The organism is Pueribacillus sp. YX66 (assembly GCF_041725775.1).
Taxonomy (GTDB): Bacteria; Bacillota; Bacilli; order Bacillales; family UBA6769; genus Pueribacillus.
In genome coordinates this window covers 45494-62209 of sequence record NZ_JBEUEL010000005.1, presented here as the reverse complement: position 1 = coordinate 62209, position 16716 = coordinate 45494, and the positions used below count along the sequence as shown (strand labels likewise).

Sequence of the window (16716 nt, the reverse complement as noted above, 5' to 3'; positions counted from 1 at the left end):
CTTTTCCCCCCTTAGTCATTTTTCTTACGAGCTATGATTTTAATAGGAGTTCCTTTAAAACCAAATGTATCACGAATTTGATTTTCTAAAAAGCGTCGATATGAAAAATGTAACAAGTCTGGATCGTTAACGAAAAGCACGAATGTAGGCGGTTTAACTGAAACTTGTGTGATATAATTAATTTTTAATCGTTTCCCTTTATCAGTTGGTGTCGGATTCATTGCAATTGCATCCATGATAACATCATTTAGAACATTTGTTTTTATACGAAGCGCATGATTTTCGGCAACCGTTTGTACTGTTGGTAAGATTGATTGTAAACGTTGTTTTGTTATGGCGGAAACGAATAAAACGGGTGCATAACTAATAAATTGGAATTCATCACGAATTTTCTCTTCAAACTTTTTCAATGTTTGATTATCTTTTTTTATAATATCCCACTTGTTTACGACAATGATTAGCGCTCTTCCAGCATCATGAGCATATCCGGCAATTTTTTTATCTTGTTCAATAATGCCTTCTTCAGCATTTAACACGATTAATACGACATCAGATCGTTCGATAGCTCGTAATGCTCGTAATACACTATACTTTTCTGTCGCTTCATAAACTTTGCCTTTTTTACGCATTCCTGCTGTATCAATAATGACATATTCTTGTCCATCTCTTTCAAATGAAGTGTCAATCGCATCCCTTGTAGTCCCAGCAATATCGCTTACGATCACCCTTTCTCTTCCCAATATACTATTTACTAATGAAGATTTACCAACGTTAGGTCTTCCAATTAAGCTAAACCGAATTACATTTGCATCATAATCATCGTTTTCAATTTTTGAAAAATGACTAACAATTTTATCGAGTAGATTCCCTATCCCTATACCATGTGATCCAGATATTGGCACAGGATCGCCAAAGCCTAACGAATAGAACTCATAAATCAAATCACGCTGTTCAAAATAATCGATTTTATTAACCGCTAACACTGTCGGTTTTTTTGAGCGAAAAAGAAGTTGAGCGACGTCTTCGTCAGCAGCAGTTAACCCCTCTTTCCCATCTACTATAAAAAGAATGACATCTGCCTCATCAATGGCAATTTCAGCTTGTTCACGCATTTGTATTAATAGTGGTTCATCGCCAATCTCAATTCCGCCTGTATCAATGATATGAAATTCGTAACCTGTCCAATCTGCCGCTGAATAAATACGGTCTCTCGTCACGCCTGGCATATCTTCTACGATAGCAACACGGTCGCCAACGATCCGGTTAAAAATCGTGGACTTCCCAACATTAGGTCGTCCAACTATAGCCACTACTGGCTTTGTCATATCGCTCTTCCTCTCACAAGTGATATAAATAACCCCTTCTTTTGAAGAAGGGATTCGTGTAGTAACCAGTCAACTCATTTATAGTAGCAGAGAAGCTCAATTCCATCAATGTCAAAAAAAAGTATTAAACTACATTTCTTTTTTCTTCTTTAAGTCTCGTAACAAAACGTTCGAAAGATTGAATCAATGCTTTACTTAACGTTAAAATTAAAATACTTATAAAAGATAACGTTAAATTTGTTAAATAATCAATCATCCCAATTCCATTATAAAGCCCTAGTTGATTTAATATGATTCCAATAACGATTTCCCCTAATGATACAGATAGGAATACTAAAACGAGTTTATAGAGGATTTGTTTTGCAAAAAAAGTTACAATGAAAATTAAATAGATCGGTGCGACGAACTTAAAAGGGATCAGTAGCGAGATCGGATCATAAATAGAAAATAAGTAAATAGCGACATATCCGAGTGCAACAATCATACTTGAAACATATAAATATAATTGTGTTAATATGTTTTTTTCAAATAGAAAGTAAATAGATAAACATAAAAAAAATAAAATGGCTAAATTGATCGTATATCCGAACATTGAGATGGAATGGCTAGCACTTACAATTCCTAATAAAGAGATGACAGCGATTTGTGTTCGACGTTTTCCTTTGTCCATGATCCATGTTGCCCACACCCAACTTAACCAAGCAACCCAATAAAATAAAAATTTTTCCATTGTTCATACCTGCACCCATTAGTTTTTATAATTTTAGCCATAAAACTAAAAAAACATAAGTAAAACTGTCTAATTGTAGACAGTTTTATCGTTGACTAAATGTTTCTGTTTTAATTCCTCTTTCTTTTAACCAATGGTGTGTAGGTCCACTAATAACAATCGGAGCCTTTTGTAATCGATGTATGTTTGGTGTTCCGAGGGCGGTCATAATCATTTTAATTTCATGGTGAATGTTTTGAATTTCTTCGATTAGTTTTTCTTCCCCATCATTGACTAAAATGTTTAAAATATATCCAGCTAAACCGCAAGCTGAGGCGCCAAGGCTAATAGCTTTTGCAACGTCTAAGCTTGTTTGAATTCCACCGGATGCAATCACTTCAATCGTTGGCAAAGATTTCTTAACTTCTGCTAATGAACATGCCGTTGGAATTCCCCAATGATTTAAAAAAGATAATGTTCGTTTTCTTCGCATGTTTTCGATTGCTGAAAAATTCGTTCCGCCAAAGCCACTAACATCGATAATTGTAGCACCTACGTCAGATAATTTTTTTGCAGTTTCTTTGCTTATGCCAAAACCGACTTCTTTCACGATAAGTGGTACGTTAATGTGGGAGGCAATTTTCTCGATATTAGATAACGATAAGTGAAAATCACGGTCTCCTTCTGGCATGATAAGTTCTTGAACGACATTTAAATGAATTTGAAGGGCATCTGCTTCAATCATTTCGATTGCACGTTGGGCATCGTCAGAAGTTGCTTCACTGCCGAGATTCGCAAAAACAATTCCGTTCGGATTTTTTTTGCGAATGATTCTATATGTTTCTTCTTGTGAACGGTCTTTAATGGCGGCCATTTGTGAACCAACACCGATCGCAAGTTTACATTCATTTGCAACTTCTGCAAGCGCAGCATTAATATCTTTTGTCCGCTTTCCACCGCCACCTGTCATTGCATTAATAAAGATTGGTGAACTTAGCTCCAGTTCGCCAATTGCAGTCGATATTTCAATTTCGTCTAACCTTGTCTCAGGCAAGCTTTGATGAACAAATTGAATATCGTCAAATCCGTGTAAACGTAACTGGCCCGTTGTTAATGCATTGTCAATGTGTTCATGTTTTCGTTTTTCTCTCATACGTTTCTCCAGTTACTTATATTTTTTTAGCTGCTCTCCAATCATATCTCCAACCGAAAAACTAGTTGATGATGATTCAGTTTCGTCATATTTGATTTCATTTGTTACAGTTTCTTGAGTATCATCTTCTTGAAGTGCTTTAATACTTAAAGACACTCTTTTTGCTTCAGGATTAATATCGAGAATTTTCACTTCGATTTCCTCATTCTCTTTAAGCACTTCACCAGGTGTTTCAATATGCTGGTTCGCAATTTCTGATATATGGACGAGACCTTCGACTCCAGGTAAGATTTCTACGAATGCACCGAAAGAAACAAGTCTTTTTATCGTACCTTTTACTACATCTCCACTGTTAAACTTTTCGCTCACTTGTTCCCAAGGACCAGGTAGAGTTTCTTTGATTGATAATGAAATTCGTTCATTTTCTACATCAACTGAAAGGACTTTAACTGTAACTTCTTCGCCTTCTTTAACAACCTCATCAGGTGTCTCTACGTGATGATGGGCAAGTTGAGATATGTGAACGAGTCCATCAACTGCACCGATGTTGACGAATGCTCCGAAGTGTGTAATTCGCTGTACAGTTCCTGTTTTAATCTCTCCTGGTTGCAAATTTTTTAATTCTTTTTGTTTTTGTTGTTCACGTTCTTCTTCTAACACAGCTCGGTGTGACAAAATTAGTTTGTTATGCTCAGGTTCAAATTCAATAATTTTTACCGATAAGGGTTTACCTTTGTAATCGGAAAAATCTTCGACGTAATAATTTTCAACCAATGATGCAGGGATAAAGCCACGAACACCTAAATCAGCTACTAATCCACCTTTCACAACATCATTGATTTCAACCTCGAATGTTTCGTTATTTTCAAACTTTGGTTTTAACTTTTCCCATGCTTTTTCGGCATCAACCGCTCTTTTTGAAAGAACAAGTTCATCTTCAGATGATTTGATAACTTTGACATCCAATGTGTCACCTTCAGATAGAACGTTACTTATTTTTTCAATATGTAAATTTGATAATTCACTTATTGGGAGTACCCCTTCTAGTTTGTAATTCACATCGATAAGTGCGTGTTTTTCTTCAATTTTTGATACGGTTCCAGTTACAACGTCTCCTACTTCAAGTGGAGTAAAGTTTGTTATTTCTTTATTCATGTCACCCATTGACATACCCTCCTTAAATTACAGCAAAAGAATCCCATTTAACTTAAGGTTTATATAAAATGTAGCAAATGTCAAATATTTCTCCTTTCTTTTTCTAACAATTTACGAATTTCATGCATAATTACTTCTGTCCCTTCTTTAGCTGATCGTTTTTCATTTTTTAATTGGTTAAAGTTAATTTGTTTACCAAAAATGACCTTTATTTTTTTAAAAGGTTTATACGTACCAACGATCGCACATGGGATGACGACAGCGTTTGAGCGTAATGCGAAAAATCCTGCTCCTGCTAAGCCTTTTCCTAATTTTCCTGTTTTGCTTCTCGTTCCTTCGGGAAATATTCCCATAACCTCGCCATTATTAAGAAGTTCGAGTCCTGTTCGTAATGCTTGCTTGTCTCCTAATCCTCTTTTAACAGGGAACCCCCCAATTCTTATCAATAACCAATTTAGGAAAGGATTATGAAATAATTCTTGTTTTGCCATAAATCGAACGATGCGAGGCGATGCAACACCAAGAATAGGCGGATCGAAATTACTAATATGATTACTGCAAAGTAAAACACCTTGCTGTTTCGGGATGTTTTCTTTACCGATTACTTCTAATCGAAATACGATTTTAAAAACGACGAATAAAATTACTTTTCCGAGATGATATAAATACATAATTAAATCCTCTCTTCCACGAGAGTTAATATTTTTTGAACGACTTCATCTATTGTTAAATTAGTGGTATCAATTTCAACTGCATCTTGAGCTTTTTTTAAAGGTGCAATTTCTCTTTCTGAATCTCGTTTATCCCTTTCTTCGATTTCTTTTTTTAATTGCTCTAAATTAGTTTGAATCCCTTTTTGTTTTAGTTCATCGTATCGTCGTTGTGCTCTTTCTTCAACTGATGCAGTTAAAAATATTTTTAATTCAGCATCCTTTAAGACACAAGTTCCAATATCACGTCCATCCATAACAACACTGCCATTTTTTGCTAAATGTTGTTGACGGATTAACATTTCATCACGGACTTCTTTATGTGTTGCCACGATCGAAACATGGTTCGTGACAGCTTGTGAACGAATTTGTTCTGTAACGTCTTCATCGTTAATGTATACTTGCTGACCTAGATCGCTTTGCAGGAACTTTATGTTGATACTCTCTAATAGTTTGCGTAGTTTTGTGCCATTTGATAAGTCAATATTTGAACGAATCGCTTCGTAAGTAAGGGAACGAAACATAGCGCCAGTATCAATATATAAATAGTGAAGTGCTTTTGCGACCTTTTTGGCAACGGTGCTTTTTCCTGCCCCTGCAGGTCCATCAATTGCAATTTGCATGTTCCGTGAAACCTCCTAAAATCATTTCAGCATTTGTGACACACCTGTATGCTTTTAGCTTAACACGGTTAACAACCTAATAAGTCTCGGACATTGAAAAAGGCAGGGACTACCTGCCTTAAAAGATCATACTATTTTGCTTATTAAAAGCAGATTACTTCAAAGGAAAACCTTTTGAATCGATCATAACACATTTTTATCTTGAATTAGAACCCTTTTTTTCTTAAAGCGAGTTGGCGCTCAAAACAATAGCGAATTATAGATTGTCGGTCAGTTTCATTTATTTGTTCAAACTTCAAAGATGCATATCGTTTAGAAATATGATCTGTAATTCGTACGACTTTGCACAGTTGTCGCACATAGACACTGTCGTCTTGTAATGGTAATACGAATGAACAAATGAGCGTTTGAGCTTTTTCAAGTAGAATTTCGTCAGGTAAAACAAGCTTAAGCCCGCCGGCTGAAATATTTGTCGTATATGTATCAAAAGGAGAAAATTCATTGTTTAAAGAAAACACTTTAACTTTTAATTGTGTATTAATTCTTATGAAGGAACGTCTTTGGATTGGAACAAAACCCTCTTCCTTAGGAAGTTCCATTTCAAATGTTGTAATTTTCTCTAAGTTCTTTTTTAGTACTTTCGTATTAAATTGAAATACTTTTTGATTTTTTGCAACGAATTGAGCGCTAAAAAGAGTATGTTCAAGGATTATTGGTTCGGTCCGATTTGAGGCTTCTTTGATAGGTGGTCCGATTAAAAAAGATTTGTCTTTAATATCCAGAACTTTAGAACGGAACACTTGCTTTTTTCCATCGTCTGAAACCGTTTCTAATAGCAAAGTATCACCGATTGAAAGCATTAGTATCACCCCTATGTCAATAGTAACTTATATTTGCAAAAATGAAAACATAAAAATACCCTTAAGGTACTAGGACCTTAAGGGGGTGGATTAAGAGTATAAGGGTTCAGGATCTTTTAATTTTTCAACCTTTTCTTCTTCTCCGTTCGTAGCGTTGATGTACATACGGTACGTATCGTTGTCAATCGTGCCGATGAATTCATAACAGAGGACTTCTTTTCCGAATTCATTTTTAATAATTGCTACTTGTTCTTCATGGATATCAACATTCGGATTCACTTGTTTTTTCGCTTCTTTCATCGTAATTTTCTTATTCGGAAAGGTCCTTTCTTTATGAGATGTTAAATAATTAATTCCTTCATATCCAATGATTGAACCATCATCAAGAGCAACTTTCACTGTAACAGAATCGGGGTAGACAATAATGTCATCTTCATAATGGACAAATGTGAGAATACCAATATTGTCGAACTGATTACTATCCGCAAGTGTCATGTTTTTAAAGCCTTGTTTTGTTAAAAACTTTTCAGCCCGAATGGAAGCATCGTTTAGACTAATTTTGTTGTTTTTAACATCACGATTACTTAGCATCCAAATTGGGTGTCCGCCTTTTTTCGATATATCAATATGAGTCGTTTCATCATTTGAATGTTCAATGATTACGTTATAAGCAGCATACTTTGAATCTTCATATGTTTCATCAACCTTTACATTTGAAGGAGACTTTTCACCAATAAAATTCAAAGCGATGTTTTTTGCTTCGTTCGGTGAGATCTTTTTCCCTGATAACTCTTTATTTAAATTTGTTTTGTCTTGAAGTTGAAGTTCTCCTGTCGTACCCCAATCAACTTCAGAAGCATCTTCAATATTTTTTTCAACAGTCTTAAAACCATCAACAATCGTGTTATCCATTGGTTCTTTCTCTGATGCTAAAGCAAGTTCGACATCCATCCAACGTAAATTATTGTCTAAAGCGAGAGATTGAACCTTTCTTAATTCTTGTTTAATCTCACCTGATTTTTTATGCAAATTTCGCAACGTATCTATTTCTTTTTCCGTTAATGGTTCCTTGTCTAGATCTCTTACAGCAACCCGATATGAAAAATCACCAATGTTAGATAAGAATTCTTCTGTTTTGTTAAATGGCAATAATGATAATGGCAGCTGTCCAACATCACCGCGAGCATCTGATGTGATTCTCCAAACTTCAGCTAATGAAGGAGATAAGCTTTTTCGAGAGTTCATTGCAAGTGCAGAACCAATTTCATCACTGAGTTGATCAATTCGATATGTTAATTGATGAAAGGCGCGCTGATAGTTGTTTTCAGCTTTAATTAAAATTGAATTTTTTTCTTGATGTTCGGTATAGCCCCAATAACCAGTCGCTACGACTGCAACGGTCAATAATCCAATTAAAAATGAACGTATCAAAATAACACCTCCCAATTTAGTGTGCGAATATATGTTTCCCAATTTGTATGACTTGAGGTCTTGTCCAAATCCAACCAGATGTTGCTGTATCAGGATTAAAGTAGTATGTTGCTCCACCGGTTGGATCCCATCCATTAATTGCATCAAGCACAGCTTTTCTAGAAGTTTCATTAGGTTCTAGCCAAATTTGTCCGTCTGCAACAGCCGTAAATGCACGCGGTTCAAAAATTACACCTGCAATGTCATTCGGAAAAGATGCGCTGTTCAATCTGTTTAAAATGACTGCAGCTACTGCTACTTGTCCCACATACGGTTCCCCTCTTGCTTCTCCATGAACAGCGTTTGCCATTAATTTAATGTCATTCTCAGAAAACCCTTTTGGAGTATTGACAGCTTGTTGTACATTCGGTTCTTGTTGTCCTTGTTGTTTTTGCTGTCTTTGTTGATTTTGTTGATTTTGTTGACTTTGCTGTTTTTGTTGACTTTGTGTGCCTTGCTGACCTTGTTGTTTTGCTTGTTGATGCTGTTTTTTCTTTACTTGAGTTTCATCTCTTGGTTGACCGCCATAATGTTTTGGCTTATTTCCTTTATTCAAATGATTTTTCACGTATTGCTCATCATATTCGGTTGATTTTTCTAGCATGCTTTTCATTTTTGGGCCGACAAGTCCATCAACATCTAGCCCGAACTCATATTGATAATTTCGAACTGCCCAATACGTTCTCCATCCGAAAACACCATCAATGTCTCCGTTGTAAAAACCAATGTACTGTAATCTCGCTTGTAATTCGATAACATCGTCCCCGACAGCACCTTTTTGAATAACTTGATTCGTAAACGCCTGTGAGCGATTTGCTTCAATACAAAAAGATGCTGTTACTAAAAAACAAGCGAGGAGAATCTTGACAATACCTTGAAACTTATTCATATAAAAAATTCCTCCTTGTTGTGAAAGACTATTTGTATTTTTCGTCTAGGATCAAAAATTATTCAAAAGTCATGTCGTCTCTTAACTTGCATCAAATCTTTGTAAAAAAACACAACATTTATTATGTCCATATTTACATAAAAAAGAGCTACAAATTCAAATTTGTAGCTCTTTATATTTGTACATTAAAGTAACGTCCTTCTGGATGAGCAAAGACCATCGCAGTCACAGATGCTTCGGGTTCCATCATATAACCTTCAGTTAACTCAATGCCAATTTCTTCTGGGTGTATGAGATTAAATAGTTTTGCTTGGTCTTCAAGATTGGGACAGGCTGGATAACCGTATGATACTCGAACCCCTTGATATTTAGCTGAAAAACGCTCTTGCATTGTCATTGACGTCGGATCAGGGATTCCCCATTGATCTCTCATTAATTCATGTGTTCGTTCCGCCAGTCCTTCCGCTAATTCTAATGCGAGTGATTGAATGGCATGACTTTTTAAAAATTGACCATCTCTTTTTAATTCTTCGCTATACTGTCTTATCCCGTTGCCAGCAGTCACAGCTAAAAAACCTACATAGTCCATTACATCATCTCGCAAAAAGTCTGCTAAACAAAGATAAGGGGGTTTGTTTTGACGTGGAAATGTAAAGGTTTCAATTAAACGAGAGTGATCAGTTGGATCATAAATATAAATATTATTTTTTTCTGATTTAGCCGGAAAAAACTGGTACATTGCATTTGCAGTAATAAGTTGCTTTTTCTCTCCTTCAATGAATAGCTCATCGACAAGCTTCATAAGTTGCAATGTCTTTTCGTCTTTTTCTTCTATAAGTCGACTTACTTTACCTTTCACACCAAGATGTCTACCGAGAAGCATTTGCATATTGACATATGGTTTTAATTGCTGAAGTGGAAAGTTGCGAATAATATGTTTCTCAGTATCTTCCGGGACATAAACACTAACTTTTTTTACACTAGAACGATGATTAATCACTTCAACTTTTTGTTCTTTAACATCAAATGGTTCTTGACTTTCCTTTTCTTTTCTCATCTCTTCAAGTAATTTTTTGTGCTCCTCGGGTTCAACTAATTTATTTGCTAAATCTAAACCGTCCATCGCATCTTTAGCAAACAGGACTAAACCATCATATTCGGGAGCAATTTTTGTTTTTGTAAATCTACGACTTAACGCTGCACCTCCGACAAGAACGGGTATAGAAATATTAGCTTCTTTTAAATCCTTTACCGTTAAAACCATTTGTTGTGCTGATTTAACAAGTAAGCCAGATAAACCGATTGCATCTGGATTTTCAAGTTTGTATGCTTCGATGAGTTCAGGTGGTGACACTTTAATTCCGAGATTAACGATATCAAATCCGTTGTTACTTAATATAATATCAACGAGATTTTTACCGATGTCATGGACGTCACCTTTTACTGTTGCTAATAAAATTTTTCCTTTTCCACGATCATCGGTTGCTTCCATAAATTGTTCTAAATATGCAACGGATGCTTTCATTACTTCAGCACTTTGCAGTACTTCAGCGACGATGAGTTCATTTAAGTTAAACAATCTTCCGACTTCTTCCATTCCAGCCATAAGTGGCCCATTAATTATGTCTAACGGCTTCTCGTATTTCCGTAACGCTTTTTCTAAGTCTTCGATTAATCCATCCTTAGAACCCTCGATCACATAGTTCGCAATTCGCTCTTCTAACGGCAGATTTGTTGATTGAACTTTTTTCTCAACCTTTTTTTCCCGGTAAAAGGCAACGAACGTATCAAGCGTTTCAGTCGAAGTATTAAATAAAAGCTCGTTTGCCATTTGTTTTTCATTTTCAGGTATTGAAGCGTACCGTTCAAGTTTTTCCGTATTTACGATTGCATAGTCTAGACCCGCCTTCGTACAATGATACAAATAAACTGCATTAAGTACTTCGCGTCCGGCAGGCGGTATGCCAAAGGAAACATTACTGACACCTAGTATCGTTAAACATTGTGGTAGTGTTTCCTTAATTAACCGAATTCCTTCAACAGTTTCTTTCGCTGCACCAATATATTGTTTATCACCTGTACCGACTGGAAATACTAACGGATCAAAAATAATGTCATAGGGATTTAAACCGTATTTATTAACGAGTAAATCGTAAGAACGTTTTGCAATTTCTAGTTTACGTTTTGCAGTCACTGCCATTCCAGTTTCATCAATGGTTCCGACGACGACTGATGCACCAAATTTCTTAACTAATGGTATAATCTTTTCGAACCGTTCTTCCCCATCTTCTAAGTTAATCGAGTTAATAATTGCTTTACCTTGTGAATACGTTAACGCTTTTTCGATAACACGTTCATCTGTTGAATCAATCATAAGCGGGACTTTTACTTTATTTATAACTTCATTTAAAAAAGCTTCCATGTCTTCAAGTTCATCTCGGTCAGGATTAGCTAAACAAATGTCTATGACATGAGCTCCTTTTTTTACTTGTGCTCTTGCAATTTCGGACGCTTCTTCATACTTACTTTCTGTAATTAAACGTTTAAATTTACGTGAGCCGATGACGTTTGTTCTCTCCCCGACAAATAAAGGACGCATGGTGTCATCATATACGATTGGCTCAATGCCTGAGACACGATGACTCGGTTTTTTTTCAAGTTTTCTTGGTTTATATTTAGCTAATTTTTCTGATAGAACTTGAATGTGAGCAGGAGTCGTACCACAGCATCCGCCAACAAGGTTTAACCAACCTTCTTGGGCGAATCCTTCTAATTTCAATGCGAGTGAAGTTGGTGATTCATGGTAACGCCCTTCCTCGTCAGGAAGACCTGCATTCGGGTAGCAGCTTACATTTGTTTCGCTTAAATCACTTAGAGACCGAAGGTGGTCACGCATAAATTCTGGACCTGTTGCACAGTTAAGTCCAACAGCTAACGGTTTCATATGCTCGATTGAAATATAAAAAGATTCAATGCTTTGACCGGCCAATGTCGTCCCCATCGGTTCAATCGTTCCCGAAATGATTAACGGTAGTTTTTTCCTTGTTTTCCTAAATGCGTTTTCAATCCCTAAATACGCAGCTTTCACATTTCTCACATCTTGGCTTGTCTCAAGTAAAAGTAAATCTACACCACCTTGAATTAAGCCCATTGCTTGTTCCTCATATGCATTCGTTAATGCTTCGAATGTCGTACCACCTGTAACAGAAAGTGCTTTTGTTGTTGGTCCCATCGCTCCCGCAACGAAACGTGGCCACTCCTCGATACTCCATTTCGTTGCTACTTCTTTAGCTAATTTTGCAGCGACTTCATTGATTAAAAACGCTTGATGACCAATATTATAGTCATCTAATACGATGCTTGTCGCTCCGAATGTATTTGTTGATATTATATCTGCTCCTGCACGTAAGTAGTCATCGTGTATTTTTTTAATAACGTTCGGAGAGGTGAGAACTAGATTTTCATTACATCCCTCTAATTCTTCACCTCCAAAGTCATCGGCGGTTAAATTAGCGTTTTGAAGCATCGTACCCATTGCCCCGTCTAAAATTAGAATTTTATTTTGTAATTGTTTTTCTATTAGTGAAAATGTCATGGAGACTCTCCTTCTTTTTCAATCAACGATTGGCTGTCGTTGTTTGTTTTTCGATTTTTTATTTATATATTTTGTTAAAGTTACTGTTAAATCGTAACGTAAAAATGGAGTGATTAAATAAATACCATTAAAATATTCAAGCGCAGTATCAATTAAAGACTTCGACAAGTCTAGTGAAGCTTGCGTTGCCTTTTGTTTATCTTCACCACAGCGAGACATTACTGTTCTTGCATAATCAGAAAGTTGTATTCCTGGTACTTCATGGTGTAAAAACTCGGCATTTTTAGAGCTTGTCAACGGCATAATACCAATATAAATAGGCACGTCGAGATGCTTTGTTGCTTCATAAACTTCGACAACTTTTTCCTCACTAAAGAGCGGCTGAGTCATAAAATAATCTGCTCCACAGGCAATTTTTTTCTCCATTCTTTTGACAGATTTATCAACGTGGCGAACATTTGGGTTAAACGCTGCTGCAATAGAGAAATTCGTTTTTTGTCCTAATGATTGTCCAGAGAATGAGATACCTTCATTCATTTGATTAATTAATTCAATTAAATTATACGATGATAAATCGTAAACGGATGTTGCGCCAGGAAATCCACCAAGTTTCGTAGGATCCCCTGTTACGGCAAGCAACTGATCAATTCCAAGGGTCGATAACCCGAGTAAATGAGATTGCAATCCAATAAGATTACGGTCGCGACAAGTAATATGAACTAGAGGCCTAGCACCTATTTCTTGTTTAATTTTCACACCCATCGCAACGTTGCTTATTCTTGGTTGAGCAAGTGAATTATCAGCCATCGTAATCGCATCAACGCCTTCATGATGCAATTGTTGAGCGCCAGCCATAAATTTATCAGTCGTAAGCTGTCTCGGCGGATCAAGCTCGACGATGACGGAACTACGTTTTCTCACAATTTCATGTAGAGTAGGTTCCAATATTTCTTTTTCGTTAGGAATGACTTCTATCATTTGTTTAACTTTTTTTTCATTCACTGGCTGTAGCCCGCTTAATCCATTTTTAATAGCTCCGATATGTTCTGGAGTTGTTCCGCAACAACCACCAATTAAACGGACTCCTTGATTTCGTAATTGACGAGCTGCTTCTTCAAAATAACTTGGATTCGATTTATAAACAAATCGTTCGTCAACAAGATCTGGCAGGCTTGCATTCGGATAGGCAGATAAATACATGTGTTCTGGAAGCTCGACTAATTCTAATGACTTTGTAATATGGTGAGGGCCAAAGCGACAATTCAGTCCAACGACATTTGCTCCAGCTTCTCCAAGCTTTTTAAATGCTTGATTTAAATCTGTTCCGTATTGAAGAATACCGACATCTTGTAATGTTAATTGTGCAATAATCGGTAAATTAGGCGCTTTTTCTTTTGCTAACTTTATGACAAAAATTAGCTCATCCAGATCATAAAATGTTTCAAATAGTATTCCATCGAGATTTTGGGTTAAAAGAGCATTGAGTTGTTCCTCGAAAGCGAAAGGAATGTCTTCAGATGAAAAAACATCTTTTTTTATCCCTGTTATACCTCCAACGGTTCCGACAATAAATGTATCTTCATTTGCTGCTTTTCGTGCAATGTGTACTGCCTTTTCATTAATTTCTTTAACGAGGTTTTCATAGCCATAACGCGAAAGTTTAATGCGATTTGCTGCGTACGTGTTTGTTTGAATGACGTTCGCTCCTGCATTGACATATGCTTTATGGATGTTGTAAATGTCTTGTTCATTCGTTATGTTTAAATGTTCAAAGCAGTGGTCAACTCCATATGAATATAACAATGTTCCCATCGCGCCATCACCAATTAAGATTTTTGTTTCTAAATGTTTTAAAAGTGACATGATTTTTTCTCCTTTTTATTTACTCGCTTGATGTAAAGCTTGCTGAATATCGCTCTTTAAATCTTTAAAATCCTCAATTCCAACCGAAAAACGTAATAAACGATTACATACACCGATTTTAATTCTTATGTCTTCAGGAATTTCACTATGTGTTTGTGTAGCTGGATACGTTATAAAGCTTTCTACACCTCCAAGACTTTCAGCAAAAGAAATAAGTGATAAAGATGCAAGAAATGGATTCACCATGGTTTCATCTTTGAGACGGAAAGAAAGCATTCCACCTCGCCCAGGATAGATAACGTCGGTGACAAAAGGGTGTTCGCTTAAAAATGCAACAATTTTTTTTGCGTTCTCTTCATGCTTTTCCATTCTTAGTCCTAACGTTTTCATCCCACGGATAAGTAACCATGAATCAAACGCGCTTAATGTAGCACCGATCGCGTTATGAAATTTTGCAATGTCAGAGCAAAGCTGCTCTCCTTTTGCTACAATTAATCCAGCTAGCACATCGTTGTGCCCGCCTAAATATTTCGTTGCACTATGAATGACGACATCAGCACCTTTTCGTAGTGGCTTTTGAATAATAGGTGTATAAAATGTATTATCAACAATAAAGAGTAAGTCTTTATCCTCCGTCAATTGAGCAATTTCCGAAATGTTATATTCAAACATAAGTGGATTTGTCGGTGTTTCAATAAATACTGCTACCGTATTTGCTCGAATTTCTTTTGCAAATTCGTCGACGCCGCCATGGATATATGTAAAATCTATCCCCCACTTCTTCCATCCTTGTTCAAAAAGCCGGAACGTTCCGCCGTATAAATCATCAGAAACGAGAATGTGATCACCTTGCTTAAATAAGGATAGTACGATTTGAATAGCCGCCATACCAGAACTACATGCAAACCCTCGATCACCTTCTTCTAATTGGGCGATTCCTTCTTCAAGAATTAGGCGCGTCGGATTACCAGTTCGCGTATAATCAAAGCCCGTCGATTGACCTAGCCCACCATGCCTGAAAGCTGTCGATAAATAAATAGGGGTGCTTACTGTTCCGGTTAAATTTTCACTCCGATTGCCTAATTGAGCGAGTTGTGTATTTATATTTTTTGACATTGGGATAACCTCCTAATAAAATAAAAAAATCTTCTTCAAATTAAGAAGAAGATTCATGTACGATATTTGGTTTCTCCTTCTTATCTTCCAAGTCACTAAGAAGCTTGCTGGAATTAGCACCTTGCCAAAGTTGGCGGTTGCTGAGGTTTCGTAGGGCCAGTCCCTCCACCTCTCTTGATAAGAATACGTTTATTAAGTTAACTTTAATATATAACAAAGTAGAGTGAAATGCAAGGGATTAAATTTTTACGTGTTTAAGGAGATGCTCGAGATGAAAAAAATTTTACTCATTCATACTGGCGGAACGATCGCAATGGCGGAAAATGAACAAGAAGGTGGAATTCAGCTAAGTGAGAAACATCCTTTAGTTTCGTTTCAAGCAAATTTAAAATCACTAGCTTTAATTACAACTGATCAGTTTTCAAATTTACCATCTCCTCATATTGGACCAGAAACAGTTTTAAAGTTATCAAACCACATTCAGAAACGTATGTCACAAGAAAAGTTTGATGGGATCGTCATTACACATGGAACAGATACATTAGAAGAAACAGCTTACATGCTCGAATTGTTATCCCCGTGTAAACAGCCCATTGTATTAACGGGCGCGATGAAATCAAGTGATGAACTTGGTGCTGATGGACCGAACAATGTATTGAGTGCCGTACGTGTTGCAACTAGCAATAAAGCTAAACATTTAGGAGTTGTTGTCGTTATAAATGATGAGATTCATGCTGCTAAATACGTAACGAAAGTACATACAAGTAGTGTAGCTTCGTTCGCAAGTCCTTTAGTTGGACCGATTGGTATTGTTACAAAGCAAAAAGTTATTCTTTTTCATAATCAAAAATCAGAAGCACATCTTCCTGTTCAGCAAATTGATAAAAGAGTATATTTATTAAAATTATATAGTGGCATTGACAATGTTGTAATGGAAGCGATTGAAGCGATGAAACTAGACGGACTAGTTATTGAAGCGTTCGGACAAGGAAATGTCCCTCTAGTTGTTGTTCCAACGATTAAGCGACTAATTGCAAACAACATCCCCGTCGTTATCGTGTCAAGAAGTTTAGACGGTGTTGTTCAACCATCATATAGTTATGACGGTGGAGGAAAACATCTTCAAGATTTAGGTGTAATTTTTTCAAAAGGATTAACGGGACAAAAAGCACGATTAAAACTTTTGTTTGCACTACATAAAACAAACAATATGAATGAATTACAATTCATTTTTGACTAGAAAAGCCC

The 16716-nt window shown here is 36.3% G+C and carries 13 protein-coding genes and 1 riboswitch; of the genes, 1 reads left to right on the top strand and 12 read right to left on the bottom strand.

Features of this window, described 5'->3' with window-relative positions; translation table 11 throughout:
• Positions 1-11: 11 nt before the first annotated feature.
• The 12 genes from der to ABU914_RS03595 all read right to left on the bottom strand — a co-directional run bounded on the left by der (position 12) and on the right by ABU914_RS03595 (position 15468).
• Positions 12-1325: a ribosome biogenesis GTPase Der gene (gene der, locus ABU914_RS03650; RefSeq protein ID WP_379668401.1), complete on the bottom strand. Its 1314-nt coding sequence runs from the start codon at positions 1323-1325 to the stop codon at positions 12-14.
• 124 nt (positions 1326-1449) lie between these two features.
• On the bottom strand, positions 1450-2055 hold the full coding sequence (locus ABU914_RS03645) for a YphA family membrane protein (RefSeq protein ID WP_379668400.1): 606 nt from the start codon (positions 2053-2055) through the stop codon (positions 1450-1452).
• 85 nt (positions 2056-2140) lie between these two features.
• A complete protein-coding gene (fni, locus tag ABU914_RS03640) occupies positions 2141-3187 on the bottom strand; it encodes a type 2 isopentenyl-diphosphate Delta-isomerase (protein WP_379668399.1) in 1047 nt (348 codons plus the stop codon).
• Between the two features lie 12 nt (positions 3188-3199).
• Positions 3200-4351, bottom strand: coding sequence for a 30S ribosomal protein S1 (rpsA, locus tag ABU914_RS03635; protein ID WP_379668398.1), 1152 nt, complete (start codon positions 4349-4351; stop codon positions 3200-3202).
• A 71-nt stretch (positions 4352-4422) separates the two neighbouring features.
• Positions 4423-5013 (bottom strand): lysophospholipid acyltransferase family protein, encoded by a 591-nt coding sequence (locus tag ABU914_RS03630; RefSeq protein ID WP_379668397.1) that lies wholly within the window; start codon positions 5011-5013, stop codon positions 4423-4425.
• A 2-nt stretch (positions 5014-5015) separates the two neighbouring features.
• The gene (gene cmk / locus ABU914_RS03625) at positions 5016-5675 is read right to left on the bottom strand and encodes a (d)CMP kinase (protein ID WP_379668396.1); all 660 of its coding nucleotides are present in this window, start codon (positions 5673-5675) and stop codon (positions 5016-5018) included.
• Between the two features lie 206 nt (positions 5676-5881).
• Entirely contained in the window at positions 5882-6535 is a 654-nt protein-coding gene (locus tag ABU914_RS03620; RefSeq protein WP_379668395.1) for a flagellar brake protein, read from the bottom strand.
• A gap of 90 nt (positions 6536-6625) precedes the next feature.
• Positions 6626-7966 (bottom strand): germination protein YpeB, encoded by a 1341-nt coding sequence (ypeB, locus tag ABU914_RS03615; protein WP_379668394.1) that lies wholly within the window; start codon positions 7964-7966, stop codon positions 6626-6628.
• A 16-nt stretch (positions 7967-7982) separates the two neighbouring features.
• The gene (gene sleB, locus ABU914_RS03610) at positions 7983-8894 is read right to left on the bottom strand and encodes a spore cortex-lytic enzyme (protein ID WP_379668393.1); all 912 of its coding nucleotides are present in this window, start codon (positions 8892-8894) and stop codon (positions 7983-7985) included.
• A gap of 172 nt (positions 8895-9066) precedes the next feature.
• Complete coding sequence (gene metH, locus ABU914_RS03605; RefSeq protein ID WP_379668392.1) at positions 9067-12489, bottom strand: methionine synthase; 3423 nt, start codon at positions 12487-12489, stop codon at positions 9067-9069.
• Positions 12490-12507: 18 nt separating this feature from the next.
• Positions 12508-14352, bottom strand: coding sequence for a bifunctional homocysteine S-methyltransferase/methylenetetrahydrofolate reductase (locus ABU914_RS03600; protein ID WP_379668391.1), 1845 nt, complete (start codon positions 14350-14352; stop codon positions 12508-12510).
• 15 nt (positions 14353-14367) lie between these two features.
• Positions 14368-15468 carry a methionine biosynthesis PLP-dependent protein gene (locus tag ABU914_RS03595; RefSeq protein ID WP_379668390.1) on the bottom strand — a complete coding sequence of 367 codons (1101 nt, stop codon included), beginning with the start codon at positions 15466-15468 and terminating at the stop codon, positions 14368-14370.
• 77 nt (positions 15469-15545) lie between these two features.
• Positions 15546-15652: riboswitch (SAM riboswitch) on the bottom strand.
• Between the two features lie 87 nt (positions 15653-15739).
• On the opposite strand from ABU914_RS03595, the gene ABU914_RS03590 reads away from it, so the two are divergent.
• Positions 15740-16708, top strand: a complete 969-nt coding sequence (locus ABU914_RS03590) for an asparaginase (protein ID WP_379668389.1) — start codon at positions 15740-15742, stop codon at positions 16706-16708.
• Positions 16709-16716 lie beyond the last annotated feature (8 nt).

Coding starts and splice junctions, on each gene's coding strand:
- der (WP_379668401.1), bottom strand. CDS start 1,325: ATGACAAAGCCAGTAGTGGCTATAGTTGGACGACCTAATGTTGGGAAG.
- ABU914_RS03645 (WP_379668400.1), bottom strand. CDS start 2,055: ATGGAAAAATTTTTATTTTATTGGGTTGCTTGGTTAAGTTGGGTGTGG.
- fni (WP_379668399.1), bottom strand. CDS start 3,187: ATGAGAGAAAAACGAAAACATGAACACATTGACAATGCATTAACAACG.
- rpsA (WP_379668398.1), bottom strand. CDS start 4,351: ATGGGTGACATGAATAAAGAAATAACAAACTTTACTCCACTTGAAGTA.
- ABU914_RS03630 (WP_379668397.1), bottom strand. CDS start 5,013: ATGTATTTATATCATCTCGGAAAAGTAATTTTATTCGTCGTTTTTAAA.
- cmk (WP_379668396.1), bottom strand. CDS start 5,675: ATGCAAATTGCAATTGATGGACCTGCAGGGGCAGGAAAAAGCACCGTT.
- ABU914_RS03620 (WP_379668395.1), bottom strand. CDS start 6,535: ATGCTTTCAATCGGTGATACTTTGCTATTAGAAACGGTTTCAGACGAT.
- sleB (WP_379668393.1), bottom strand. CDS start 8,894: ATGAATAAGTTTCAAGGTATTGTCAAGATTCTCCTCGCTTGTTTTTTA.
- metH (WP_379668392.1), bottom strand. CDS start 12,489: ATGACATTTTCACTAATAGAAAAACAATTACAAAATAAAATTCTAATT.
- ABU914_RS03600 (WP_379668391.1), bottom strand. CDS start 14,352: ATGTCACTTTTAAAACATTTAGAAACAAAAATCTTAATTGGTGATGGC.
- ABU914_RS03595 (WP_379668390.1), bottom strand. CDS start 15,468: ATGTCAAAAAATATAAATACACAACTCGCTCAATTAGGCAATCGGAGT.
- ABU914_RS03590 (WP_379668389.1), top strand. CDS start 15,740: ATGAAAAAAATTTTACTCATTCATACTGGCGGAACGATCGCAATGGCG.